The organism is uncultured Paraglaciecola sp. (assembly GCF_913020055.1).
Taxonomy (GTDB): Bacteria; Pseudomonadota; Gammaproteobacteria; order Enterobacterales; family Alteromonadaceae; genus Paraglaciecola.
This window is the reverse complement of sequence record NZ_CAJWCF010000064.1, coordinates 1-26,224: the sequence shown is the minus strand read 5'-3', so window position 1 is coordinate 26,224 and position 26,224 is coordinate 1. Positions and strand designations below refer to the sequence as shown.

Below are 26,224 nucleotides of genomic sequence, written 5' to 3'. Positions count from 1 at the left end.
ATTTGGACAATGATGAAAAGTTCAATAAAAACAGTATGTTTAGTGTTCAACAACAGTTAATACAAACATAGCCATTTAAAAAAATAGGCTGAGTAAATTAAAACCGCAGAGAACTTTATCAATTGAAGTTTAAAGTCTATTGCTCATCCAAATATAACTTGTCGTAAAAGGTATATACCCACTCTGGTTTGTAGATGATCAGTAAGGTGATAGTCATGCCATTAAACATCGCTTCAGGAAATAACATTAAAGTAGTAAGTACTAAATAATTATCCGCAATGACCTGCCAGCTGTACACTCCATCAAGATAAAAATAGCCACTTAGTGCCAGCATTTTTAAGCCTATGGCCATCGCTCCAGGAATAAAGGCACAAAGGAAAATATAGATAAACAGGTGTCTTGGTAGTTTATGAAAGGTAAGGCTATAAAAACCGTAGGTTAGGGAGATAGGCGCGAGCACACCTAACAAAAAATTTACGCCTAACATCTCAACACTTTCTTTGCCAAAGAGTGTTACGCCTATCAAGGCTAAGCTGGCACTAAAAATTGCCCAACGAAATCCCAATAATAAGGGCAGGGCTGACAACCATAAAAAATGCACCGTTAGCCCATCGTATATTCCGGTACGAAACATCCACAAAAGAAATACCAGAGCTGCACTGCCAAATACTAAATGTTGGCATTTTTTATCTGATATTAATCGAGAAAAAATCAATTTTTTACTGACTAAATAAAATATAGCTAGGCTAAGAAGCCCAGCCAAAGTTTGTAAATCAGTAAAGTATGAGGTTTGTTCCACAGTTATTTATTCAAGAGTCATTAAACACAGCCCAAATAGGTGCATGATCAGAAGGTTTTTCGATTCCTCTTAACTCATAATCCACATCAGCTTCTGTGAGTGTTGCGTGTAATTTAGCAGTGGCTAAAATCAAATCTATGCGCAGGCCGCGGTTGTCGACAAAACCTTTTGAACGATAATCAAACCAACTGTATTTCTCTGATTCCTCAGGGTACATATCGCGAAATCCATCGGTAAATCCCCAATCAATCAATGTGTTTAACCATTCGCGCTCTTCAGGCAAAAAGCTGCATTTTTTGGTTTGTAACCAACGTTTGCGGTTAGGCTCGCCAATACCTATATCCAAATCGGTATGAGAAATGTTGACATCACCCATCACAATCACATTTTCGTCAGGCGTGTGGTACTTGTTTAGATAACCCATCAAATCTTTATAGTATTTACGTTTAGCCGGATATTTTGTTTCGTGGGTTTGATTTTCACCTTGGGGGAAGTAGCCATTTAACACTCTCACCGTTTCGCCGTTATCCATAGGGTAACTCACCATAATCATTCGGCGCTGAGCATCTTCATCATCAGAGGGAAAACCATACTGCACTTCAATAGCAGGCTTTTTGCACATCATTGCCACACCATAATGGCCTTTTTGGCCATGAAAGTAGACGTGATAACCCATAGCTTCTACATCGGCAATCGGGAACTGGTCGTTATGTACCTTAATTTCTTGCAGGCCAATGACATCTGGCTGGTGCTTATCGATTAACGCTTGTAACTGATGAAGACGAGCGCGTATGCCATTGATATTAAAGGAAATGATTTTCATTGATGGGATCCAAAGGAAATAATAAAAGGGTCGACAACCCATGTTGCCACTGGGCAATATGGTAACAAGAACTTTTACTTAGCTAAACCTACATTTAAGGGTATTTTTAAGGAAGTTATTGGTGTTCATCTTATTGTTACCTTTTCACTAGCAATATAAATATTTGTTAAAAAAGAACTTTAAAATTAAAGACTTTGATAGACTAAAACTCATAATCATTCGCCGCAAGAAACCTACTTTATTTATGTTGTATCTGGTTCAGTCAAACAAAATGGAATGCTTAGCTGAGAGTTTAATCAGCTGTTTGCAAGAAACTGCAGGGCAAGGTGTTTCGGTATTTGAATCAGATCAAATATTAGTGCAAAGCCCGGGTATGTCTCAGTGGCTTAAAATCCAAATTGCCGAAAAATTGGAAATTGCCGCAAATATAGACTTTCCCTTGCCATCCAGTTTTATTTGGCAGTTGTATCAACAACATATTCAAGACTTACCTGATCAATCGGCTTTTACTAAACCCAATATGACATGGAAATTGATGTCGATATTGCCGACTATGTTGGAACAAGCCGAATTCTCGGCCATTAAACAATACTTGTCCGACTCACAACCTCTTAAGCTTTATCAATTAGCCGGTAAAATTGCCGATGTGTACGACCAATATTTAGTCTATAGGCCAGACTGGATCATTCATTGGGAGTCAGGTCAGAATGATTTGCCTGGTGATCTTTCTGATAATAATGATCAAAGTATCTATGAGTCTCATCCTTGGCAGCCTATTCTGTGGCGAGCTTTGGTGGCAACCAGTCAATCTTTGGGCGAGTCGCCTTTTCATCGTGCCAATTTACATCACACTTTATTACAAGCTTTACATGATTCGGCAGGCAAACCTAGCGCTGGTAATAGCGCAAAACCGCTAATGGTATTTGGTATATCGGCTATGCCCATGCAACAACTAGAAGTACTCAGTGCCTTGTCTGAAACCCGCGATGTGTTGATATTTTGGTTTAATCCAAGTCAGCATTATTGGGGCGATATTGTTGACAAAAAAACGCAAGCTAAAGCTCAGCTCAAAGCCCAAGTTAAAGGATTAGACAATACTGAATTAGCCGGTGTGGAGTTTTTGGATATAGGTAATCCATTGCTGGCATCATGGGGTAAGTTAGGCCGTGATTATCAAGATATGTTGCTGAGTTTTGATTTACAGCAACAAGACAGTTTTGTGGAAAGCCATGCTGAATGTTTACTTCAGCATATTCAGTCAGATGTAAACCTTTTACAGTTTAGAGCAACAGCAGAAGAGTTAGACGCGAGCGAACTGTTGTCTAACGGTTCGCTTCACCCAAAAGTAGAGATTTCTCACTCAGACATGTCTTTGCAAGTACATGCTTGCCACTCCAAAGTGCGTGAGCTAGAAGTTTTGCACGACCAATTACTCAAACGTTTTAACGACAATCCCGATTGGCATCCAGGTGATGTGATTGTGATGATGCCCGATGTCGCCACTTACGCACCTTTTATAGAAGGCGTATTTGGCGCAGTTGACTCTTCGCTTGCGGTCCCTTACGCCATATCAGACCGCAATGTGGGTCAGGTATCACCTTTGATAAGCAGTTTTTTACAGTTGATGAAATTACATCAAAGCCGATTGACCCTATCTGAAGTGTTGTCGTTACTCGAAGTGCCTGCTGTGCAACGTAAATTTGCGATCGACCTGCAAGAATTTGAGTTGTTACAACATTGGCTAACCGACGCTGGTGTGCGCTGGGGCTGGAACGACCAAGATAAACAACGTTGGGATCTACCTGCTGAAAAACAAAATACCTGGGTGTTTGGTTTACAACGTTTATTGGCGGGGTATGCCATGTCTAGCGCTGACTTATACCAAGGCGAGCATGAATTAATCTCGGCTTATGCTGATATCGAAGGCCAACAAGCGGTGGCGTTAGGCAAGTGTTATCAATTTACCGAAGTGCTATTAACTGTATTGGCGTTTTGCCAACAACCACTAAGTATCACTCAAAAAGTTGAGCAAACTCTCGAATTGTTATCGGCGTTGTATGAGACAGATGAAACAGAACAAAACGATATGCAGATACTTCGAGAAACCCTCGAAAAAATGTTAGCTCACAGCGAGCAATACACTGCTCAAATTGATCAAGACGTGTTTGTTAGTGAATTGCAGCAAAATATTCAGGAAAATGGTGTAGGCCAGCGGTTTTTGGCCGGTTATGTGAATTTTTGTACTTTGATGCCAATGCGTAGTATCCCGTTTAAAATGGTGTGTTTGTTAGGCATGAACGACACTGATTACCCAAGGCAAAGTGTGCCAATGGGTTTTGATCTAATGCGCTTGGCCCCAGCCAAACGCGGTGATAGATCTCGCAGATTAGACGACAGGTATTTGTTTTTGGAAGCCCTATTGTCAGCCAGAGAACAACTGTACTTTAGTTATCAAGGTTACAGTCAAAAAGACAATAGTCCTTTAGCACCCTCTATTTTACTCAGTGAATTAATGGAATATTGCCAACATGGCTTTTGTTTGTCCGGACAATTGGCATTAGACGTAGAACAAACCGAAAAAAACTTAGTCGCACATCTCACCATTAAACATAAACTTCAGCCTTTTAATCAGGCTTATTTTGAGGAGAATGGCACTCAAGCTAAGTCTGAACATTATTTAAGCTTTAATCAAAAACAGCGTGAGATTGCCGAACAATTACAGCAAGCTGCACAGACCTTAATATTTAACTCAGATCCTTTAACAGAATCTATCGAACAATCAAACCAACTTGAATTAGACGGGTTAATCCAGTTTTATCAAAACCCTGCTAAGGCATTTTTTGTTCAGCGTTGGCAAACCCGTTTCTACCCACTTGGCCAACAAAATAGTGATGAAGAACCTTTTGCATTTGATGGTTTAGATAAATATCAGTTAAACGAAAGGCTCATTCAGCATTGCCTAAAAATAGACACCGATAATCAGTTAGACATTCAGCCGTTAGACATAGATGCCGCAACGATTATTTCTAGTCTTTTGCATGAATTGAAAGCGGAGGGCAATTTACCCATAGGGCAAAGTGGAGAGTTGGCCCTTAGACCGCTAGTCAAACAAAGCACACAACTAGCTGATCAAATACGACAATTAAGTCAATTTACTTCATCAGAGAGTGTTGATATTGAGTTGCAACTCAACGACATAAACCTGGTAGGGCGTATAGACAATCTATATGGGCAAAATTTGATACTTTGGCGAGCCGGCAAACTTAGGGCAAAAGATAGAATTTCACTGTACCTACAATGGTTGTGTCTGTGTGCAACTACAGATAAATCTAGCCTCGGTCAGGCGCATTTTATCAGTACCGAAAAACCCTATTCATTACCTGTGATAGATAAACAAACGGCCTTGCAACAACTGACTATTTGGCTTGATTGTTGGCAGCTTGGTTGCGACCAAATATTACATTTTTACCCAGAAGCTGCTTGGCAATGGGTAACAAGCCAGGACACAAACAAAACCTTGAACACGTTTAAAGGCAATGATTTTGCTAAAGGAGAAGGCACTGAAGCGCATATTCAAAGAGTGTGCCCTGATTTAGTTGAGTGTTTTGAACCTTTCAGTCAATTGGCGGAGACGTTGCTTTTACCACTAGTGGCACTTGAGGAAAACAAATGAGTCTTCCTTCTATGCAACCACTAGATACCTTTACTTTCCCTTTGTCTGGTGCATCGTTGATTGAAGCCAGCGCCGGTACGGGTAAAACCTTTACCATAGTTAATTTGTATATTCGATTGTTGCTCGGTCATGGCTGTGCACCTTTAGGCGTTGAACAAATATTAGTGGTGACCTTTACCAACGCCGCTACTGGTGAATTAAAAGAGCGTATTCGTCAGCGCTTACGCCAAGCTTATTTAGATTTCTTTGCTCAGCACAGTCAAAACCCGTTTATTCAACAGCTTATTCAGCAAAGTAAGAATGTAGAATTAGATTGCCAACGGCTTTCTCTGGCAAGTAAACAAATGGATGAAGCGGCTGTGTATACCATTCATGGTTTTTGCCACAAAGCGCTTACCGAACATGCGTTTGAAAGTGGTGCTATGTATGAGCAGAGTTTTATTTTAGATGAAAGTGAATGGTTAAAATTGGCGGCTGAAGATTATTGGCGTAAACATGTGGTCACTTTACCGCGCAATACCTTGCAGTTGCTGTTGCAACATTGGTCCACCCCCGATGCTATGCTGAAAGACATTGGTCGTTTACTGAGTCAGCATGCTAGACCTTACCAAACAGCAGATATCGAATCTGCTATTAGGGGGGTTAATCACTATGCTGAGCAAGTCGCATTGCTTAAAGCTTGGTGGGTATCTAACGATGTTAGCCAACAACTTAGTAAAGCCAATTTGAATGGCCGATCTAAATTATCTAAGTTGCCGCTGTTACAGAATATGCAGGCATTTTGTAAAAGTGATTTATTACAAATTGATTTTGATAAGTCCGGCTGGGAATTATTCTCTCCTGAACAAGTGGTTAAGGCAGCAAAAAAAGGCAGTGAGGATTTATCTCACTTAGATTTTAGCCAATTTGAACTGCTACAAAGTCAGTTGCTGGGTTGCCAACAAAAAATAACCTTAGCTTTTAGTCAACACGCCATGTCTGTGGTGTCGGCTAATCTTGCTTCACATAAACAAATGTTACATTTGTTATCTCCCGATGACCTGTTGGCGGGTTTACAAAGAGCGTTAAGCCAACAGACTAATACTGATAACAATAGTAACGCTTTGGCTAATACAATTAGACAAAACTATCCGGCTGCCTTGATTGATGAATTCCAAGACACAGACCCTGTGCAGTTTGAGGTGTTCCAAGGTATTTACGGTGAGTCTGAGACTGGGCAAACAAAAGCCTGTTGGATCATGATTGGCGATCCTAAACAGGCTATTTATGCCTTTCGTGGTGCAGACATTTTCACTTATATTAAAGCGAAAGACTGGGTCGACAGTCAGCGTCATTTTACCCTAGCAACTAACTGGCGTTCAGCACCTAAACTGATTAAGGCTATTAATCAGCTATTTGAAAGTAGTCAAAAGGGCTTTTTGTTTGAACAGAGTATTCCATTTTATCCGGTACAAGCAGGGCGAGACTTTGACGGGTTAACTGTTCAAGGCAAATCGGTTGAAAGCTTAGACTTTCAACATTTATTAAGCGATATGAACTTACCTATTTCAGCCAGTGATGCATCTAGTCAACTGGCCATTAGCACTGCCAATCAAATATCCCACTGGTTGCAGTTAGCTAAAACAGATCAGGCTCAGATAAAAAATCGCGCTATTACTGCCGCAGATTGCTGTGTTTTAGTTCGTAATCGTAATGAAGCTCAAATGATTAAAGATGCGTTGTCTGCAGTCAATGTGGCGAGTGTGTTCTTAGCTCGAAAAAGTGTGTTTGCCACACAGGTAGCTGTGGATGTATTACGTTTGCTCAAAGCGCTGAGTCAACCAACAGATGAACGGTTATTAAAAGCGGCATTGATGAGTGAGTTATTCACTTTTAACGCCCAGCAGTTAGATAACTTATTCAACGATGAATCAAGCTGGCAAGACGTTTTGGAACAGCGTTTTTACTGGCATCAAACCTGGCAAAAGAAGGGACTGATACGGGCAATAAACCAAGTGATGCAGCATTTTGATGTGGAACAAGGTTTACTCAAACATCAACCAGATGGATTAAGGCGTGTAACTGACCTGCGGCATATTACTGAATTATTGCAACAACAAAGCTTACAGTTAGTGGGAGAAGCACAGCTTATTCATTGGTTTGAAAGTTGTTTGTTAGAGCCTGACCACAATAACGATGGTCAACAAATGCGTTTGGAAAGTGACGCCAATTTAGTGCAAATCATTACTTTGCATTCCTCTAAGGGGCTAGAGTTTCCTTTAGTTTTTATTCCTTTTGCAAGTACTTATAAAACCGCACAACAAGCTCTGTATCACAATGAACAACAACAACTTGAAGTGGATTTTTTGGTGCAAGAACCCAACATTCAAAAAGCCGATTTTGAGCGTTTAGCTGAAGATATCCGTTTGTTTTATGTAGCAGTGACCCGTGCTGTTTATTATTGCTCTATTGGTCTGTGGAATATCAGCTTAGGTAAAAGTAAAAAGGTATCTGGTTTTGGCCAATCAGCCTTAGGGTGTTTGTTAATGTCGATTAAAGACCAAGCAGAGGAAAGCCCCGAACAAGTCATTAGTGACCAGCATATAGCGGGAAAAATTCAAGGTTTGGCGGCAAAGTGCGAGTTATCTTATCGGTCCTTTACCCATGTTCAAAGCGAAGTGCCTACAGAGTCTCGTGCAACAGACAGTGAAATCCAAGCAAAGCAACTTAATGCCTTACAGCTGACAAAGCCGGTAAATAGAGCTTGGCGACTGACCAGTTATTCGGTCATAAGTAGTCAGCAAGTACATTTGGATATGCCAGCACCTGGTCAAGATGAAGGCCAAGACCCAGACCCAGTGTCAAATTTGAACCTTGTAGAAGACATTACTGAGCAATCGGCTGAAAATGTAGAGCAAGAGCAAAGTCCATTTAGTTTTGAACGGGGGGCAAACGCAGGGTCATTTTTACATGGTGTATTAGAAAATATTGATCTGCAAAAACCAGAGCAGTTACCCGATGTTATTACTCAGCAATCGACTTGGTTTGGTATTGACGAACAATGGCATGGGTGTTTGAAAGACTGGTTAACAGATGTATTGCTGACACCATTTAGGACCAAGGCGCAGGAGCAATCTACGGATTTAAGTTTGTCGCGGTTATCCGCTAATCAAGTAAAGGTGGAAATGGAGTTTCATATGCCTTTGCACGAAGTAAAGGTAAAAGACTTCAATCGTATTATCAATCAGTATTTTAAACAGCATGCTCGTGATTACCAGTTCGAACAACTTAACGGCATGATCAAGGGGTTTATTGACTTAATGTTTGAATATGACGGCAAGTTTTATGTGGCCGATTATAAATCTAATCATTTAGGTGATAGTTATGACGACTACCATGACGCGGCTATGGAAGAGGCGATGACAGGACATGATTATCACTTGCAAGCCATTCTATACACTTTGGCCCTACATCGTTGGCTCAAGTATAAACTGCCGAATTATGATTATGACACGCATATAGGTGGAGCTTATTATTTGTTTATTCGTGGCATGAGCCAAACGAAACCAGCTAATGGTGTGTATTTTGTTTTACCTGATAAATCTATGATTGAAGCCTTGCATGATTTATTTTCGGGTAGATCTTCAGAAAAGACAGATCAAGTAAAAGCTGCACCGCAGACCAGTCAAGAACCGCAACAACAAGGACAGCTAGACCTATGGTAAACAAGCTATGTTGATGCAAGTTCAGACTAACTCTGAGTTACAAGAGGCGCTTAAACGCTTACTAAAAATGGCCAAAATTCGTGCCATTGACATGGCATTTGCAGATTTTATTTATAGTGAAGAATCAAGCTTAGATAAACCAGCAAGAGAATGTTTAAGCATGTTGGCAGCACACGTGAGTGCACAATCCGGCGCACAACATAGCTGTATAAACTTCGAAAGTTTAGGTCAGCCATTTTTCGGTGTATATCATTTTCCTGAGTCAAACAAACTGCTTGAATACATGAATGAGTCGCGATCTTTCATTATCTTGGCTGCATCGGTGATTAACTTCCCCGAACATGCAGTAAGACCATTAGTGATGCAAAACCAAAAGCTTTATTTGCAGCGATATTGGCAGTATGAGTCGCAGTTAGCAGCAATCATCAGAGAAAAGTCGATAAAAACCGTGGAGTTGGATTTAGCAGCGGCAAAAAGTCTACTAAATGAATTGTTTGATACCGACTCAGCTCTAAGCATTGATTGGCAGGAAATAGCAGTATGTTTAGCTTCAAGCCAAAAACTGAGTTTTATTACCGGTGGTCCAGGTACAGGTAAAACAACCACAGTCACTAAACTACTTGCTTTATTGCAGGGGCTTGCTGCGAAAAAGGGTAAAATACTTAATATTCAATTGGTCGCCCCAACAGGGAAGGCAGCAGCACGATTAACTGAGTCTATTAGTGCGGCAAAACAAAAATTGCCTACGGCTTTACAAACGAACCTGCCCGAACAGTGTCAAACCATTCATCGTTTGTTGGGGGCAAGACCACAAAGTCCTTATTTCAAAGCCGATGCCAGTCATCCATTACATTTAGATGTACTTGTACTGGATGAGGCTTCAATGGTGGACCTACCGTTAATGGCAAAACTTTTTGCGGCATTGCCCAAGAATGCACAAATAGTGTTGTTAGGGGATCAGGACCAACTTGCCTCAGTTGAGACGGGCAGTGTGTTATCTGATATCTGTGAGGCTAGTTATTTTCACGGCGACAATGTACATCATTCGCTGGCTGGTTATAGCGAAACTATGCAGCAGCGTTTAACAAAAATGAGCTCTGTTGCTACTTTGCCGCGTTTTGATAGTGAGGCGATTGATACTAAACAACAAAGTATTATTCAAGACAATGTGGTGAGGTTAATAAAGAGCCATAGGTTTAACGAAAACAGCGGTATTGGGCAATTAGCCAAACAAGTTAAAGCCGGGCAGGTTGCCCAATGTCTTAGCTTATTAAAAGGAGGTCAGTTTGCAGATATCGACTGGTATCAACCTACTTTAACGTCAACTAAAACGGTTGCCGATGAAATACTAAAAAACCTTATCACTAAGTTGTTACCTGTCTATCAAAAATACTCCCAAGCTTTGCAACAAGGTAATCTACGCCAGGCGTTTAAATATCTGCAACAACAACAAGTGTTGTGCGCGCAAAAGAGTGGATATTGGGGAGTTACGCAGCTAAATGCTTTGATTGAGAGTGAATTGCACAAACAAGGTTTGATTGATAACAGTAAAGATTTTTATATTGGCAGACCCGTTATGCTGTCGAAAAATGATCACCAACTTAAATTATTTAACGGGGACATTGGCATAGTGATGCCCGATCCTAACAACATATCCTTAACTAAGGTGTGGTTTGTCACACCGGAAGGTGAACTAAGAGGATTGTTACCTAGCCGTTTACCCAGTTTAGAAACGTTATACGCCATGACCATTCACAAAAGCCAAGGTTCTGAATTTGAATCTGTTTATTTATGTCTACCCGCCATCACAGCCAATAATCAAGGTAGAGGCTTGAATAGGGAGCTGATATATACAGGCCTCACAAGGGCGAAAAAGCATTTTATGTTGTTCGCTGAGGCTAACGCGTTGAGTCTTAGTTTAGGGCAGCAATGTATTAGAGGAAGTGGCTTGGCAGATAGGTTGTTAACTAAACAATCAGATTGTTAATTTGCCTTAGGTAGGTTTGGATTCGTTTTTATCAAACAGTAGATAGTGTTAAGGGGTCATTCAAACACTATCCACCTTTTAAAATTAAAGGAAATATGTGGAACATCCATTTTTTGTTAAAACTGAAAAACAGCAAAATATGATTCAATTAAAAATTTTGGCATGGGCCATTCTATTTAATATTATTTTAGGCAGTTTGTTTGTTTTAATCGGAGCTGGTCTTCTTATTTTTGTATGTTTGTCCATTACAATATCTATCATCGCGCCCTTTATTGATGTGCCTTCTGGGGTTAAGAGTGGAAGCTTGAACTACTATTCACCGCTATTAATTGGTGAAGCAGTGAAAAATGATATTTTGAAATTACATGCTGGTACTTTATTCGATTACTATTATGTATTATCTAAAAACGCGAGTCATTCAGAACGAAAAAAACAGGCTTTTAAGGGTTACATTGAAGGTTTGTTGAACTTAATAGAGCAATACGAACCAACCCGCCCAAATCCAATTAAAATCAAAGCGACCAGTTATATAATTAACCCTAGAACCGCTGAAAAAATTGGTTTGAGTAAAGTAAAAACTAATTTTCTGGGTCGATCTCTTCTCTATTTTAATTATGTTAATTTGCTCTGTTCATTATCATTGATGAATGGAAAATTAAGTTTTCCAAAGCTTAATAAAGTGTCTTCATTTGAGGGTGAACTTGACCAGTTAATAGGGAAAAAAGACTATTTGCTAGCGTTAAACAAACGTCTGTAAATGACTAAAAACACTCAGCAAATAAGTTAGAGGGGGGGCAATTAAACGTCTTATAAATTTTTGAGGCTATTTGTTTTGCACCCAACAGGTTGAAATGTTTATTTTAAATAGTTTGTTTTAAAGGAAAAGTGTAATGAGTAGGCAATTTTTAATGGTGTTATTTGGTTTTCTGGTTTTGATGGGATGCGCTGGAAACATACCAAAATTGGGCGTAAATAGTGGTCAATTGATGCCGTGTCCAAACACACCAAACTGCGTGAGTAGCCAAACAACAGATAAAAGTCATTTTATACAGCCTATGCATTTCAGTGGTGCACGTGAAGAAGCACAACAGCGAATGTTGCAGATACTAAACACTTTGCAGCAAACAGAAATCAAAACTGTTCAAGAAAATTACATCCGCGCAGAGTTTACTTCGAAAATATTCCGTTTCACCGATGATGTGGAGTTTTATTTTATGCCAATAAAAAATGACATGATAACCATCAATTTGCGTTCGGCATCACGCATTGGATATTCAGACCTTGGTGCTAACCGCAAACGAATTGAACTGATAAGAAAATTATTTATACAAGACTGACTAACTTAATAAGCAAATGTTCAATGCCAGTTAGGTAAATCAAGGTTGAAATTTGATTTTTTAAACTTCAGTAGTAATATGTAATATACAAAATTCATGTTAACTACAGGGCTATTAATTGCCCATTACTGAATACATTAAAGAATGTATCCGACTCTGAGTATTTAGCTTTTATAATCACTAATGACAGGTAATTGAGGTGGAATTAAGATGTTAAAACCTCTATTTACTTTGCTTGTTTTCGGACTGTTTTGTTCATTTGTACGAACGAATGAAACGCAAGAACCAGTTCGAGAATATAAAGTTTTAGCCGATAGCTCTCTGCAAGACAGCAGTACAATGTACTTTCGTTTACTGTTAGAAAAAGCGTTAAATGAAACGACTGAAGAATACGGTGCTTATAAACTTGTGTCTATGGAGTTGCCTTATAGCCAAGACAGAAGCCTTCAATTCCTTAATCGTGTTGATATATTAGATATCATGCATTCTATGAGCAGCAGTAAACGGGAACAACAATTCATTGCCATTAAAGTCCCGCTTTTAAACGGCTTAATGGGAAAACGTATGTTGTTTGTGCACAAAGACTCATTGCCTGATTTTTCCAAGATTACCAATGCTAATCAACTAAGAAAAAAAATCGCCTGCCAGGGATTGCACTGGCCGGACTCAGACATTCTTGAAGCTAACAATTATGCGGTAACCCGAGTGGTTAGATTTGAAGCGATGTTTGAGATGTTGATGCTCGGACGCTGTGATTACTTCCCGAGGGGAATTCATGAAATTGTTCCCGAATTTAACGAATTCTCCAAACAATATCCAGATTTGGCAATAGTTCAAAACTTCATGCTGAGTTATCCCGCGCCGGTTTATTATTTTGTTGGTTTACACAACAAAAAACTAGCTGAGAGACTTGAGCTAGGCTTAGAGCGACTTAAAATAAATGGTTCTTTTGAAAAAATGTTAAAGAAAAATCCACTTACCCAACACGTCTTTCCCTTGAGCAAATGGCGTGATGTCACCATTTTTCCTTTAAAAAACCCAGACTTCCCACAATTTGAGGTCAATATCAGTTCCGAAGTTTGGTGACATATTCCCTTTAAATAACCGCTGCTTGAGTAATCTTCATCACTACATTTTGTTGAATGTTAAATAACCACTCGGCTAAAAAATAGCTAGACCAATTTAGAGGCAAATTTACCGTAAACTAAAATTTAGAAACTCAATATATAAATAGTTAAATGAGTTTAAATAATTGATTCAATTAGCATGAGTGTCTGTATGATTTGTTTATATTAAGGTATCTAGCTGAATTTGTGTCAGTTGTTGTTTAGTGTTTACTTAGGGCCATTAAGGAATTCTATGTGTAATAAGAAGTTATTAGTCAGTCTTTTAGTGGTGTTTTTGAGTGCTTGTGCACAACCAAGAGTGGGTTTATCTGATCCTACTGAACTTAAGAAAAACAGCGCAAAACAAGCATTTGGTGAAAAATGTGAAGATGCCAAATACCAACTAGAAAAGTCGGTTGAAGAAGGTCAAACATCTGAATTAAGAGAATTAAAACGCAATATTGAATTACATTGTGTTTGGCGTAGAAATTAGTATTTTGACAGGCCACTAAACAACCTCTTTTAATCCTACTATAGCTATTGAGCACCATTTCTATATTGTCTACAATAGCGCACTTTTTTTAATTCAGGCCAGCAAATATGAACGATACTAAATCGCTTCCTCCGTTACCGGATCGCCTTTCGAGTAATTCCCGCAGTCCACATTATGTGGAAGAAGTTTTTGAGCAAGATATTGGTATTTTATTGAACGGTAAAGAACGTACTAATGTTGAGGAATATTGCATTAGCGAAGGTTGGATAAAAATTCCCTCGCCTAAAGCCTTAGACCGCAGAGGACAACCTTTACTGATGATGTTTAAAGGAAAGGTTGAAGCTTTTTATAGTTAGATATATCTAACAGATCCAGTGTGGTTATTGCCAAATTAATAATGTGGATTTTTTGAATGCTTTATGAAGACCACTGCTAAATGTTTTATTTTAGCAAGTGGTCTTAATTTTTGGGTAACAAAGCCTGTAATAACTTTGCATTTGTTGGGTATTTCTCAAGTAACTCAACCAGTTTCTTGGCCGCTTCTAATGGTTTTAGGTGGGCAAGTGCTTTACGCAACACTCTGACACTTTGAATGTCCTTTGAATCTAAAAGTAGCTCCTCACGGCGGGTACTGCTTTTAGAAATATCCAATGCCGGGAATACTCGTTGATCGGCAATCTTTCGCGATAATACTACTTCCATGTTACCTGTGCCTTTGAATTCCTCAAAAATCACCTGATCCATCTGGCTACCTGTATCTACCAGAATGGTCGCCAGAATAGTTAATGACCCACCATTTTCAATTTTTCTCGCCGAGCCAAACAGTTTTCGAGGTATTTCCAAGGCTCTAGCATCAAGACCCCCAGACATTGTACGACCACTGCTTTTTTGTTTTGCATTGTGTACCCGTGAAAGTCTAGTCAAAGAGTCTATGACAATCATAACGTCATGACCTTCACCTGCTTCCTTACGGGCAGTATTAAGCAGTTTATTGGCAATACGCACATGTTGTTCATAACTTTCATCAGTGGATGAGGCGTGAACTTGTGCGGGCACACTGCGTTTAAAGTCCGTGACTTCTTCCGGTCGCTCATCAATGAGTAACGCATAAAGTTTTATATCCGGATAGGCTTTTCCCACCGACTGGCAAATGTGTTTTAACATAGTTGTTTTTCCACATCCCGGTGGGGCAACTATCAAACCTCGTTGGCCCATTCCGATAGGAGTAATCAAATCCATCGCTCGTGCGCTTAATTCTTCAGAGCCTAATTCTAGGCGGATATATTGGGTAGGATTGATGGCAACACCATTTAGAAAACGCTTTTGTGGGTCATCAATAGATGTATCCGTGGACTCTTTCTCTATTTGTATAGGTTCTTTTTTTCTGATGCCTTTCAAAGACAGTATTTTTTTTGTCATGGTATCGCTTTATAAAACTAGTGAACTGATTGTCCTAGAGCAGAATGACTAAAATATCATAACTGTCTTCATAATTCTCAGTTACCAAGGAATTGCGTTACTAGTTAATTTAAAAAGCGATTATCCCCCTCATTCATTCTTGTATGTTTATATCAGTCATCTTGATGGTTCACCGTTGTTTTTTGATTATAATATGCCTCAATACAATTTCTATGGTTACGGAAATCTCACTCTATGTTGTCGATATCTTCTAGTTTTTCTCTTACGCGTTTAGAGCGCAAAATGCGCAATGCTGATAGTTATGCTGATTGGAAAAAAGCCGCCCTTGAGCATGATGCACTGTCTGGGTTTGAAGCATGGAAAGGCAAAGAAGCATCCAAGAGTTACGATTACGTTAATATTCGAACCAGAATTGATGTACTGAAAGAATTCAGGCACCAAGAAGACGATGTAGGGCTCTTGTTTGCTTTGAATGAGGGGATCCATGGTAATCAGGGAGGCATGGGCAAATCTGTTCTGTACAACCTAGCGAAATTTGGCACTAAACATCTGATTGAAGAGTATGTTGATGAAATAGTCGATGCCCTAGAGCATATATCTACTATCCCTGAGACCAGCGAAATAACAAAAGAAGACAAACTGGATTTTTTTGAACGTGCCAGCCACTGTTTTGGTCGTTCGGCCTTGATGTTAAGTGGTGCTGGTTCACTTGGACATTTTCATCGGGGGGTAGTTAAAACATTATTTGAACATAAACTGCTACCGAACGTTATCTCTGGTTCAAGCGCTGGTTCAATCTCTGCAGCCATACTTGGCACCTATTCTGACCAAGAATTACCCGCTGTGTTGTTAGGAGAAAACGAACTTGATCCACAGCAAGATAAAATTGATAACCGTCCTAGAAGTTTTATTCGACAGCAAACCGATCCTGCATCGTTAAAAATAATGTTGGAGGCGATTCTTCCTGATCTTACCTTCCAGGAAGCCTATGAAAAAACAGGTCGAATGATTAGCATCACAATTGCCCCTTTTGAGGAACACCAGTCTTCTAGGTTAATGAACGCCATTACCTCGCCAAATGTATTTGTTCGAACGGCAGTGATGGCATCGTGTGCTGTGCCAGGTGTTTATCCACCTGTGATGTTGATGGCCAAAAATGTATACGGTGAGGCCCAACCCCATTTACCGGATCGTCGCTGGGTAGATGGTGCAATGACTGACGATTTACCCGCCAAAAGACTGGCTAGACTATATGGAGTAAATCATTATATTGTGAGTCAAGCCAATCCATTAGCCCTGGCTATTATCAAGGGCGAGCAGTACATGCCCGTATCTGACGGGGCTAAAAACGTGTTGCGGTTATCCACTCATGAAATCTTAAAAAGTGGTGAGAAATTTAGTCGACGATATTTACGTAAAATACCTGAAGTGGGTAAAACCATGAATATGTTTTATTCAGTTATGGCTCAAGACTACAAGGGGGATGTGAATATTGTGCCCAACTTTAGTTTTGTTGATCCTCAAAAGCTCCTAGGACAACTCACTTCTGATGAAATTCAGGAATTAGTGATTGAAGGTGAACGTTCAACTTGGCCGCAATTAGAACAGATTAAAACCTGCTCGAAGATTGGACATAAATTGGATGAAATACTCGATCATCATAGCGAGCATAATATTAAACGTTTATACAAAAAACGCCGCTGAGAATAACCTAAGTTAGCTGTTGGGCGAATTTAGCCATGTTTCTTTACTTAGTCAGCTCTGGCTAATTGGGTAATATGCCAAAGTTCACCTGCTGGGCCAGTCAGATAAAATACCTTACCCCAATGTTCTTGTTGAATAGGCGTTATTTTAGCTTTGTGTTGTGACCGATTTGCCATTTCAAACGCAGCTTCGATGTCCAGCACAATAAGCTGAAACATTAAGTTCTCAGCCAAGTCTTTGTTGTAAAATCGTTGTAGAAAAAAAGTGCATTCACCAGATTCAAACAAGGTTAGATCATCGGTGACATATTCACCTGAAAAACCTAAGTCGGTATAAAAACTTTTGGAACTTTCGTAATCCTTACTAGGTATAAATGCTCTTATATCATCAACGTTCATGTTGTTTTCCTAATTAGTCATCATTCATAGTAGTGAGATGGCTGGACGTTCAAAAATGATGTCCAGCCGTTATTTTTATTCCCTTACTTCACTGAGTCAAGTGCTTGGCTAACATCTGCAATAATATCGTCAATATTTTCTATACCAACGGATATTCTAACCAAGTCTTCACTGACACCTGCTTTAGCCAACTCTTGTGGGTTGAGTTGCCTATGAGTCGTCGAAGCTGGGTGGCACGCTAAAGATTTTGCATCACCTATATTGACCAGCCTTAAAATCATTTGCAGGGCATCGATAAATTGACCGCCAGCTACTTTACTCGATGACTCGGCACTGGTTTTTATGCCAAAACTCAAAATTCCTGAGGCTTTGCCATTAGTGATTTTTTGGCATGTGGCTTGGTACGGGCTATCTGGCAGCGCTGCATAGTTTACCCAACTCACTTTAGGATGAGCAGTTAGATATGCGGCTAGTTTTTCGGCGTTCTCACAATGGCGTTCCATACGTAGACCTAATGTTTCAAGGCCCATTAATATGTTGAACGAATTTGTCGGTGAAATTGCAGCGCCAGTATTACGCAGTGGTGCCACACGACAACGACCAATATAAGCCGCAGCGCCTAAGGCCTCGGTATACACCACACCGTGATAAGAGGGATCAGGTTGATTAAGAATAGGAAAACGTTCTTTGTTGGCGACCCAATCAAATTTACCTGAATCTACAATTACCCCACCAATGGAAGTGCCGTGACCGCCAATGTATTTAGTCAGTGAATGAATAACAATGGCAGCGCCGTGTTCGAATGGGCGACATAAAAATGGTGTGGCGACAGTGTTATCAACAATAAGTGGCACACCATGTTTAGCGCCGATTTCCGCCAGTTTTTGTAAGTCGACTACGTTCCCTGCAGGGTTGCCAATTGATTCACAAAAAATAGCTTTGGTATTTTTATCAATAGCCGCTTCGAAAGCGGCATAGTCGTCACCGGCAATCATGCGCGCTTCAATTCCCTGATTGGGTAGGGCATGAGCAAATAGGTTATAGGTGCCACCGTACAACTGGCTGGTGCTGATAATATTGTCGCCGACTGAGCAAATACATTGAATTGCGTAAGTAATAGCTGCCATTCCTGATGCTACAGCTAAAGCGGCGATCCCACCTTCCATTGCAGCAATGCGTTCTTCAAGTACCGCTGTGGTTGGGTTCATTATCCGTGTGTAAATATTTCCCGGCACTTTTAAGTCAAAAAGATCCGCACCATGCTGAGTATCATCAAAGGTATATGACGTTGTTTGGTAAATGGGTACTGCTGCGGCTTTGGTGGTTTCTTCTGACTTATAACCATGGTGTAAAGCTAAAGATTCTAGTTTCATGTTGAGCGTATTCCTTGGTGGTTACTTTTTAGTTCATCAACCATAGCCCGTTGTCTTTGTTTAATTCAAACATAAGTACTTAAGTTATTGTGTTTATTTGGAATAAGGTATACGACTAATTATGAAACTAGGCTTAAGCAGTGGTACGAGTTAAAGCAGCGTTAAATGCGCCTTACCTGCGATATAGGCCTTTTTGAATTGATGAAAATATTCCCCAAGCGCATCTGCTGCCTGATTGTCCTCTGCCATTTTTAACACCTCAATGGCTACCTCAGCAGTACACAGTTGATGTTCATGCGCTGCCTCACGTAGCTGATAAGAAGATGCTTTTTCAGGTTGGATACCCAATACCGGTAATTTGGCAAAAGAGGGGCTTTTAAACATTTTGCTCGCTTCACGCCAAGTTCCGTCTAACATCACAAAAAGTGGCGTTTTACCTTGTTGGATATCGGTTAAGTCTTTGGGTGAATTTATACAGCGTTCTGGCTCAGCATATTGTTGTGGAAAAACCAAGATAGGTGTGTATTTTGGATTGGCCAACAAGGCTAAAAGTGCTGGATCTGGAGCGACTCTGTCCCATCTAAATGCATAGTTGTCGGGTATGACATCTGCAATGAGTTTGCCGGTATTAGTAGGCTTGTAATATTCGTTTTTATACATAACCAAACAAAAAGCGCAGTGACTGTTTATTGCAGGTCGTTGTGCACAAATACATTTCTTCTCAGGTATTAAACATTGTTCGCAGCGTTTAACTTTATAACCTCTAGCCCTAAAATCCTTGGTTGATAGCGCTAGTTGTTGTTTACGCAAAATATGTACGGTATTGATATGTGGCAAAAAAATCTCATTAACAGATAATGACTAATGTAATATCATCGCCTTTTTTAGAGATTTTAAATAGTTAAAGTATGAAAATTCAGGTTGATAAAGATATTCACATTGAGCTTTTGGTACCCGCATTCGCCGGACGTTTATATAGTTTGACCAATAATAACCGCGCCCATTTAAAACAATGGTTAGCTTGGTTAGATTTAGTCAAAACTTATGAAGATACTCAAACCTTTATCGACACTGCTGTTCATCAACACAACCATAATCAGGCCACTACTTTTGCTATAATATATGCAGGTGATTTAGTTGGTTTAGCGGGATTTAATCAATTTGACTATCAACATAAGTGGGGAGCAATTGGTTATTGGCTTAGTGCTTCACATGCTGGAAAAGGGGTAATGACTAAGGTTGTGCAAAAGTTATTGGAATTCGGCTTTGTTGAACACAATCTGAATAAAATCGAAATTCGTTGCGCCGAACAAAACCACAAGAGCCGAGCAATCCCTGAACGTCTAAATTTCACCTATGAAGCAACATTACGTCAATGTGAATGGTTGTATGACCGATATGTAGATCATGCGCTTTATTCTATGTTAGCCAGTGAATATAAGCTTAGATAAGTCTGTTTATCTAACTCTCTTTAAAACTATTAACCTACTAACTTTATCTAAACCAAAAGGGATACAAATTATTCCTGGGGTATGTTTATTTGTTACCAAATGAGCTGATAGCTAAACATTTCTGTGTGTGTTTCACGGTAAAAAAATATCTTTATTGTTCTGGTAAATGCAGTCACTACGCTGGTATAGCAAACTATAATAACAATAGTCCAATATGAAAATAATGGCGGTCAGCAAATAAATCTACGTTTTACTCTTTGGAACCTGGTGGCCGTTGATGTATTCTGCGCCGCGGTTTTGGTTGATCAATTTTGCTTCCCTGTTTATTTAGGCTTAAGTAAGGATGTAATCAGCCGAAAAATTAAACATGATACTTAAAAATGTACTTTTTATGGAAATGAAAATTAGGATATTGATATGAATGAGATTTCTTCGAAAGATTTTCTTGAATTGAGTAAAATGTTACCCGAGTTGCGTTTTGAATATGCTCTTGCAAAAATGATTGAAACACAAAACCTATGGGGATTATATGGGGATAACGGGTGGGTGATGCTCAAGGCTGATGAAGATGCATGTATACCTATTTGGCCACATAAAGAATTTGCTGAGTCTTGGGTTAAAGATGAGTTTCCTAATTGCCAACCTAAACAAATTGATTTTGTTGAATGGATAGATACATGGCTGCCGGGCATGCAAAATAACAATACCTTAGTTTTGGTGTTCCCACTGGGAGACGATGAAGAAGGTATCATGCTTGAAGCAGAAGAAATGATTGGCTGCATTGAAGAGGATTTAGAAAAACTTGCGACAGACAACCCTCACTAAATGTCACAAAGTGCAAAGGTAGCAGGGCTGGGTGATCCATTCGCTCAGTTTAATGTTTATATAGGTAATCGGCCTAATTTTTCAGAATATCCAAGTTTAGACTTCGTTAACCCTCTGACTGCAGGGGAAATCAATGCTATTAGTCAATCCTGTGGTAATGGTTGGCGTAAAGTATTTAATGTATATGCCAAATTGGTCTTTGGGCTTAATGTCGATAATATCGTTTCTTTGCAAGGTACTGATAGTTGGCAGAGCTATCGGGATAATGCATTGTTGCAAATTTCGTCCAATACAAGTTTACTGTTTTCGACGCCACAACTTACTCAAGTTGAAGGCATTGGTAGTCATGTTGTGCATATCATCATGGGCAAAAACTATGCTAAATCACTTGAATTACCCTTCACATTAAAATGGTTAGACCATGAATTTGCTATTAACCTTGAGCACAAATTGTTGGTCTGTCCATATTTTGATTATCGCCAATTGTCGAATATTAAAATAATACGCTTGGTGGAATTGATAAAACAATTGACAGAAGAGAAAATTATTTCTTTATAAGCACCAATTCAGTGCGTTTGCACTTGTTTTGCTTCACCTATTCCAGTTCTTTTGAATTCCAACTATTTAACATATTGATATATATAAGTAATTTACTTGGCTCGTGGTTTGCTAAGTTATGTTACGAACGAATATTTTTACGGCTTGGATATATAGATTGCAACATACCGACTTGTCATCAAAACACACTGCTGTGATAGCAGAGTTGCGTATTTTGTTGATTGATGAAAATCGTCAAAGAGCAGAGTCATTGACCTCTGCATTAAATAACTCCCGATACAAAATAAGTCACCTTGCCAGTCCAAATATATCGCTGTTAAAACAAGTTGATGAAATTCAGCCTGATATTATTGTGATTGATATTGAATCTCCCAGCCGCGATATTTTAGAAAGTGTGAGTACTCTTTCAAACTACAACCCTAAGCCAGTAGTTATGTTTTCTGCTGACCAGAATACCGACACTATCAATCAATATATCGAATCTGGGGTCAGTGCTTATGTGGTGGGAGATATACAAAGTGAACGAGTCAAGCCGATTTTGGATGCTGCTGTAGCGCGTTTTAAAGCGTTTCAAAAACTCAAAGTAGAGTTAAGTGATACTAAGCAACAATTGGTTTCACGTAATCTGATTGATCAGGCTAAACGATTATTAATGAAAAAGAAGAACTTATCGGAAGATAATGCTTTTAAGGCCATGCGTAAGACAGCTATGGACACCGGACAAAAGTTAGAAGATGTAGCGAAAACACTTATCTCCCTACTCAACACTATTTAGGAAATTAGGTTAAAGCATGATTGAACCTGAACAAACAGATTTAACTTTGGGGTTTATACCTCTGACAGATTCGGCGCCATTAATTGTGGCCAAGGAAATGGGGTTTTTTAGTCAGTGGGGATTAGATGTTAAATTACAAAAACAAAACTCTTGGGCCACGCTAAGAGATAAATTACACGCTGGATTATTAGACGCGACACAAATGTTAGCGCCTATGCCATTAGCCAGTTCATTAGGTTTAGGTTGCGCCAAAGTGCAGGTCATTACTCCTTTGGTGCTGAGCTTAAATGGTAATGCCATTACATTGTCTGAAAAGTTACATCAAGAAATACTGCTCGAAAATAATCTGGCTCATATTACTTTGCCTCTTGCTGCGTATTTATTACAGAACGTTATCGAGGTGCGTAAAAAGCAAAATCGTCCGAAGCTTAGGTTTGCCTCAGTGTTTCCTTATAGTTGTCATTATTATCAATTAAGAGATTGGTTAACCTCTGCCGAAATTTCTGAGGATGATCTGGATATTGTGGTTGTGCCTCCAGTAAATATGGTGGCATTTTTGCAAAGTGGTGAAGTTGATGGTTGTTGTGTTGGTGGACCTTGGAATGCCAAAGCTGTCAGGGCTGGAATTGGATTAACAGCATTAACTTCATTTGATATTTGGCAAGATAGCCCTGAAAAAGTACTGGGTATATTAGCCAGCTTTCAGCTGGCCAATCCAAATACAGTTATCGCATTAACAGCAGCGCTAAAACAAGCTTGTATTTGGTTAGAAAGTATTCCTAATCGATTTGAGGCCGCTCGATTATTGAGTTCAGATCAGTATTTGGATGCTGCGATAGATGTGATTGCTCCATCATTAATTGGCAGTTGTCTAACTCATATCAGTATGCCACCACGTGCGATCCCTTCATATAACCAGTTTTCTAAATCCAGTCATGGCTCAATCAATGTACCTGAATATATCCGCGGGGAATGGTTACTCAGCCAAATGAGCAATGCCGGGCAGCTTAAAAATATAGAAGTGCCTGCTGATTTAGTCAGTCAGGCCTTTAGACCGGATATTTATCAGCAAATGCGTTTGAAGCTTGAGGATCAAGCTGTGCAATTTTTTCGCCGTTCTGGTTGAGTGAGAACAGATAACTAATCTGTCTAGCACTGTGGTAGTGCAAATATGCACTTTTTTGGTATTAATGATTTTAAATAAATGTTCGGTTAACTTACTATCTAATTGAAAAATAACAAGAATAAAAGTTGGCACTGTTGCTGCAGTATTAAAAGTAAAATAGGCGGCTTTACACATTCATTGTTATTGTCGCCAATAATTATAAAGCGTTTAGCGTCCTAATGCGTTAACTAAACAGTTGTAATAACGCTAAGTAGCATCATTACAATGAGGCAATGTAGCCCGCAAAGATTTTCCGTGTCCTGGAATCTTTGTGGGTTTTTTTTTGGATAAAATCGGAGTAAAAAATGACTAATAAAAAGTTATTACGTTCGTTAACAATAATTGTTAAATCACTCCGAGTGGGTGTGATGTCAACGGTCTTAACTAGCGCAGTTTTCGCCACGGGTGTATCAGCAAAAGAGTTGGGCTGGCCTGAGAAGGAAGAGTTAAAATTCGGTTTTATTAAATTAACCGATATGGCTCCTTTAGCGGTGGCTTATGAAAAAGGCTATTTCGAAGACGAAGGGTTGTACGTGACGCTTGAAGCACAAGCGAACTGGAAGGTATTGCTCGATAGAGTCATTGATGGGCAACTTGATGGTGCGCACATGTTAGCGGGACAACCTTTAGGTGCAACTATTGGTTACGGTACTAAAGCGGATATCATCACCGCATTTAGTATGGATTTGAACGGCAATGCGATCACTGTTTCCAATGATATTTGGAAAGAAATGAAAAAGCATGTTCCTCATCAAAATGGAAAACCAGTACATCCAATATCAGCTGATACTCTTAAGCCTGTCGTTGATGATTTCAAAAGCAAAGGTAAACCTTTTAAAATGGGTATGGTATTTCCTGTATCTACCCACAACTACGAGTTACGTTATTGGTTAGCTGCTGGCGGTATTCATCCCGGATATTATGCTCCACATAAAGGCGATACTAGTGGTCAAATTGATGCCGATGCCTTGTTGTCTGTAACCCCACCACCACAAATGCCTTCAACTATGGAAGCCGGAACTATAAATGGCTACTGTGTAGGCGAACCTTGGAATCAGCAAGCTGTATTTAAAGGTATTGGGGTACCGGTTGTGACTGATTACGAAATTTGGAAAAACAACCCTGAAAAAGTGTTTGGGGTGAGTAAGTCATGGGCTGAAAAAAATCCGAGCACACATATTCGTGTAGTTAAAGCCATGATTAGAGCCGCAATGTGGTTAGACGAAAATAACAATGCTAACCGACCTGAAGCGGTGAAAATCCTAGCTAAAAGTCAATATGTGGGAGCGGATTACGAAGTTATTGCTAATAGCATGACTGGCACCTTTGAGTACGAAAAAGGTGATAAGCGTGATGTGCCTGACTTCAATGTGTTCTTCCGTTACAACGCGACTTATCCATTTTACAGTGATGCTATCTGGTATTTAACGCAAATGCGTCGCTGGGGACAGATCTCTGAGCCTAAAGCAGACACTTGGTATAAAGATATCGCCAAACAAGTCTATCGCCCTGATATTTATGCTCAAGCAGCCAAGGCTTTGATCGCTGAAGGTAAGGCTAAAGCCGCTGATTTTCCAGAGTTTGCAACAGAAACTGGGTTCAAACCTGTGCAAAAACATTTTATTGATAATATTTGGTATGACGGTAGCCAGCCAAATGCTTATTTAGAAAAGTTTGCCATAGGCCTAAAGAAAGACAGTCAAATTTAATGAGTTATATGAGCAGGTGGGGGATTGCCCCATCTAGCTTGGAGTGTTGGATATGAGTAAACAACAAGCGATCCCTATAATTTTTAATCAAGTTAAACAAATTAATTGGCCAACGTTGAATCAATTTTTAAGTGCCACTGCGCTACCTATTGTTGGGATTGTTATTTTTATTGGGCTATGGAGCTTAATGGCCAAAAATATTGATACGTCTTTAGGTCAGTTCCCTGGTCCTTCCGCTGTGTGGCAGCAGGCTAATGTTTTGCTCGATGAACACAACGCGCAAATGGATAAAGCCGATAAGTTTTACCAACGTCAGGATGAGCGTAACGCAGTTCGTTTGGCAAAAGACCCTAGTTATACACCTAAGATTAGAGCATTTACTGGAGCGCCTACTTTCCTAGAACAAATTTGGACTAGTTTATACACAGTAATGGTCGGGTTTATTGTGGCCTCTCTTTTGGCTATTCCTCTGGGGATAATATGCGGCCTAAGTAAAAATGCCTATACAGCAATAAATCCGCTTATTCAGCTATTTAAACCCGTATCACCTTTAGCTTGGTTACCTTTAGTGACAATGGTGGTCAGTGCTGTTTATGTCAGCAATGACCCGATGTTTTCTAAGTCATTTATTACCTCAGCTGTGACAGTTTCATTGTGTTGTTTGTGGCCAACTTTGATTAACACTGCTGTTGGTGTTTCGAGTATCGACCAAGATTTACTTAATGTAAGCAAGGTCTTGCGTCTGAATGCGCTTTCCCATGTTATCAAGATTGTCATCCCTTCTTCTATTCCAGCGATCTTTACCGGTCTGCGTTTATCTCTTGGCATTGGTTGGATGGTATTGATTGCCGCAGAAATGCTTGCTCAGAACCCAGGTTTAGGCAAATTTGTTTGGGATGAATTTCAAAATGGTAGTTCATCGTCG

22 protein-coding genes are annotated in these 26,224 nt (G+C 39.7%); 16 read left to right on the top strand and 6 right to left on the bottom strand.

What is annotated here, in order from left to right:
* Positions 1-136: 136 nt before the first annotated feature.
* Together QZ488_RS14055 and xthA are read right to left on the bottom strand one after the other, a co-directional pair.
* Positions 137-799 (bottom strand): energy-coupling factor ABC transporter permease, encoded by a 663-nt coding sequence (locus tag QZ488_RS14055; RefSeq protein ID WP_293749827.1) that lies wholly within the window; start codon positions 797-799, stop codon positions 137-139.
* 10 nt (positions 800-809) lie between these two features.
* On the bottom strand, positions 810-1,622 hold the full coding sequence (xthA, locus tag QZ488_RS14050; RefSeq protein WP_293749825.1) for an exodeoxyribonuclease III: 813 nt from the start codon (positions 1,620-1,622) through the stop codon (positions 810-812).
* A 163-nt stretch (positions 1,623-1,785) separates the two neighbouring features.
* On the opposite strand from xthA, the gene recC reads away from it, so the two are divergent.
* The 8 genes from recC to QZ488_RS14010 all read left to right on the top strand — a co-directional run bounded on the left by recC (position 1,786) and on the right by QZ488_RS14010 (position 14,278).
* Positions 1,786-5,295 (top strand): exodeoxyribonuclease V subunit gamma, encoded by a 3,510-nt coding sequence (gene recC / locus QZ488_RS14045; protein ID WP_366509040.1) that lies wholly within the window; start codon positions 1,786-1,788, stop codon positions 5,293-5,295.
* Positions 5,292-8,999, top strand: coding sequence for an exodeoxyribonuclease V subunit beta (gene recB, locus QZ488_RS14040; protein ID WP_293749823.1), 3,708 nt, complete (start codon positions 5,292-5,294; stop codon positions 8,997-8,999). The genes recC and recB overlap by 4 nt, the downstream gene beginning before the upstream one ends.
* Before the next feature lie 7 nt (positions 9,000-9,006).
* Positions 9,007-10,986 carry an exodeoxyribonuclease V subunit alpha gene (gene recD / locus QZ488_RS14035; protein ID WP_293749821.1) on the top strand — a complete coding sequence of 660 codons (1,980 nt, stop codon included), beginning with the start codon at positions 9,007-9,009 and terminating at the stop codon, positions 10,984-10,986.
* Between the two features lie 97 nt (positions 10,987-11,083).
* Complete coding sequence (locus QZ488_RS14030; protein ID WP_293749819.1) at positions 11,084-11,743, top strand: hypothetical protein; 660 nt, start codon at positions 11,084-11,086, stop codon at positions 11,741-11,743.
* A 133-nt stretch (positions 11,744-11,876) separates the two neighbouring features.
* Positions 11,877-12,323, top strand: coding sequence for a DUF1499 domain-containing protein (locus tag QZ488_RS14025; protein WP_293749817.1), 447 nt, complete (start codon positions 11,877-11,879; stop codon positions 12,321-12,323).
* Between the two features lie 210 nt (positions 12,324-12,533).
* Positions 12,534-13,409: a hypothetical protein gene (locus QZ488_RS14020; protein WP_293749815.1), complete on the top strand. Its 876-nt coding sequence runs from the start codon at positions 12,534-12,536 to the stop codon at positions 13,407-13,409.
* Positions 13,410-13,682: 273 nt separating this feature from the next.
* Entirely contained in the window at positions 13,683-13,922 is a 240-nt protein-coding gene (locus QZ488_RS14015; RefSeq protein ID WP_293749813.1) for a hypothetical protein, read from the top strand.
* Between the two features lie 107 nt (positions 13,923-14,029).
* Positions 14,030-14,278 carry a DUF3297 family protein gene (locus QZ488_RS14010; RefSeq protein WP_293749811.1) on the top strand — a complete coding sequence of 83 codons (249 nt, stop codon included), beginning with the start codon at positions 14,030-14,032 and terminating at the stop codon, positions 14,276-14,278.
* Positions 14,279-14,381: 103 nt separating this feature from the next.
* On the opposite strand, the gene rho is transcribed toward QZ488_RS14010, so the two are convergent.
* Entirely contained in the window at positions 14,382-15,341 is a 960-nt protein-coding gene (gene rho, locus QZ488_RS14005) for a transcription termination factor Rho (RefSeq protein WP_293749809.1), read from the bottom strand.
* 234 nt (positions 15,342-15,575) lie between these two features.
* Here rho and QZ488_RS14000 point away from each other — a divergent pair, with 234 nt between their 5' ends.
* Positions 15,576-17,045: a DUF3336 domain-containing protein gene (locus QZ488_RS14000; RefSeq protein WP_293749807.1), complete on the top strand. Its 1,470-nt coding sequence runs from the start codon at positions 15,576-15,578 to the stop codon at positions 17,043-17,045.
* Positions 17,046-17,092: 47 nt separating this feature from the next.
* On the opposite strand, the gene QZ488_RS13995 is transcribed toward QZ488_RS14000, so the two are convergent.
* The 3 genes from QZ488_RS13995 to QZ488_RS13985 form a co-directional block, all read right to left on the bottom strand.
* Positions 17,093-17,443 carry a VOC family protein gene (locus QZ488_RS13995; protein WP_293749805.1) on the bottom strand — a complete coding sequence of 117 codons (351 nt, stop codon included), beginning with the start codon at positions 17,441-17,443 and terminating at the stop codon, positions 17,093-17,095.
* Positions 17,444-17,526: 83 nt separating this feature from the next.
* Positions 17,527-18,816 carry an aminotransferase class I/II-fold pyridoxal phosphate-dependent enzyme gene (locus QZ488_RS13990; RefSeq protein WP_293749803.1) on the bottom strand — a complete coding sequence of 430 codons (1,290 nt, stop codon included), beginning with the start codon at positions 18,814-18,816 and terminating at the stop codon, positions 17,527-17,529.
* Positions 18,817-18,966: 150 nt separating this feature from the next.
* A complete protein-coding gene (locus QZ488_RS13985; RefSeq protein ID WP_293749801.1) occupies positions 18,967-19,653 on the bottom strand; it encodes a tRNA-uridine aminocarboxypropyltransferase in 687 nt (228 codons plus the stop codon).
* A gap of 71 nt (positions 19,654-19,724) precedes the next feature.
* On the opposite strand from QZ488_RS13985, the gene QZ488_RS13980 reads away from it, so the two are divergent.
* From QZ488_RS13980 to QZ488_RS13950, 7 genes are all read left to right on the top strand, one after another.
* Complete coding sequence (locus QZ488_RS13980) at positions 19,725-20,267, top strand: GNAT family protein (protein WP_293749799.1); 543 nt, start codon at positions 19,725-19,727, stop codon at positions 20,265-20,267.
* A 417-nt stretch (positions 20,268-20,684) separates the two neighbouring features.
* Positions 20,685-21,092, top strand: coding sequence for a DUF2750 domain-containing protein (locus tag QZ488_RS13975; protein WP_293749797.1), 408 nt, complete (start codon positions 20,685-20,687; stop codon positions 21,090-21,092).
* Positions 21,093-21,650: a hypothetical protein gene (locus QZ488_RS13970; RefSeq protein WP_293749795.1), complete on the top strand. Its 558-nt coding sequence runs from the start codon at positions 21,093-21,095 to the stop codon at positions 21,648-21,650. It abuts the gene before it with no gap.
* Positions 21,651-21,807: 157 nt separating this feature from the next.
* On the top strand, positions 21,808-22,425 hold the full coding sequence (locus tag QZ488_RS13965) for an ANTAR domain-containing protein (RefSeq protein ID WP_293749793.1): 618 nt from the start codon (positions 21,808-21,810) through the stop codon (positions 22,423-22,425).
* Positions 22,426-22,441: 16 nt separating this feature from the next.
* The gene (locus QZ488_RS13960) at positions 22,442-23,551 is read left to right on the top strand and encodes a CmpA/NrtA family ABC transporter substrate-binding protein (RefSeq protein ID WP_293749791.1); all 1,110 of its coding nucleotides are present in this window, start codon (positions 22,442-22,444) and stop codon (positions 23,549-23,551) included.
* A gap of 344 nt (positions 23,552-23,895) precedes the next feature.
* Positions 23,896-25,299, top strand: coding sequence for a CmpA/NrtA family ABC transporter substrate-binding protein (locus tag QZ488_RS13955; protein WP_293749789.1), 1,404 nt, complete (start codon positions 23,896-23,898; stop codon positions 25,297-25,299).
* 52 nt (positions 25,300-25,351) lie between these two features.
* Positions 25,352-26,224, top strand: an 873-nt coding sequence (locus tag QZ488_RS13950; protein WP_293749786.1) for an ABC transporter permease, incomplete at its 3' end; no start/stop codon positions are given.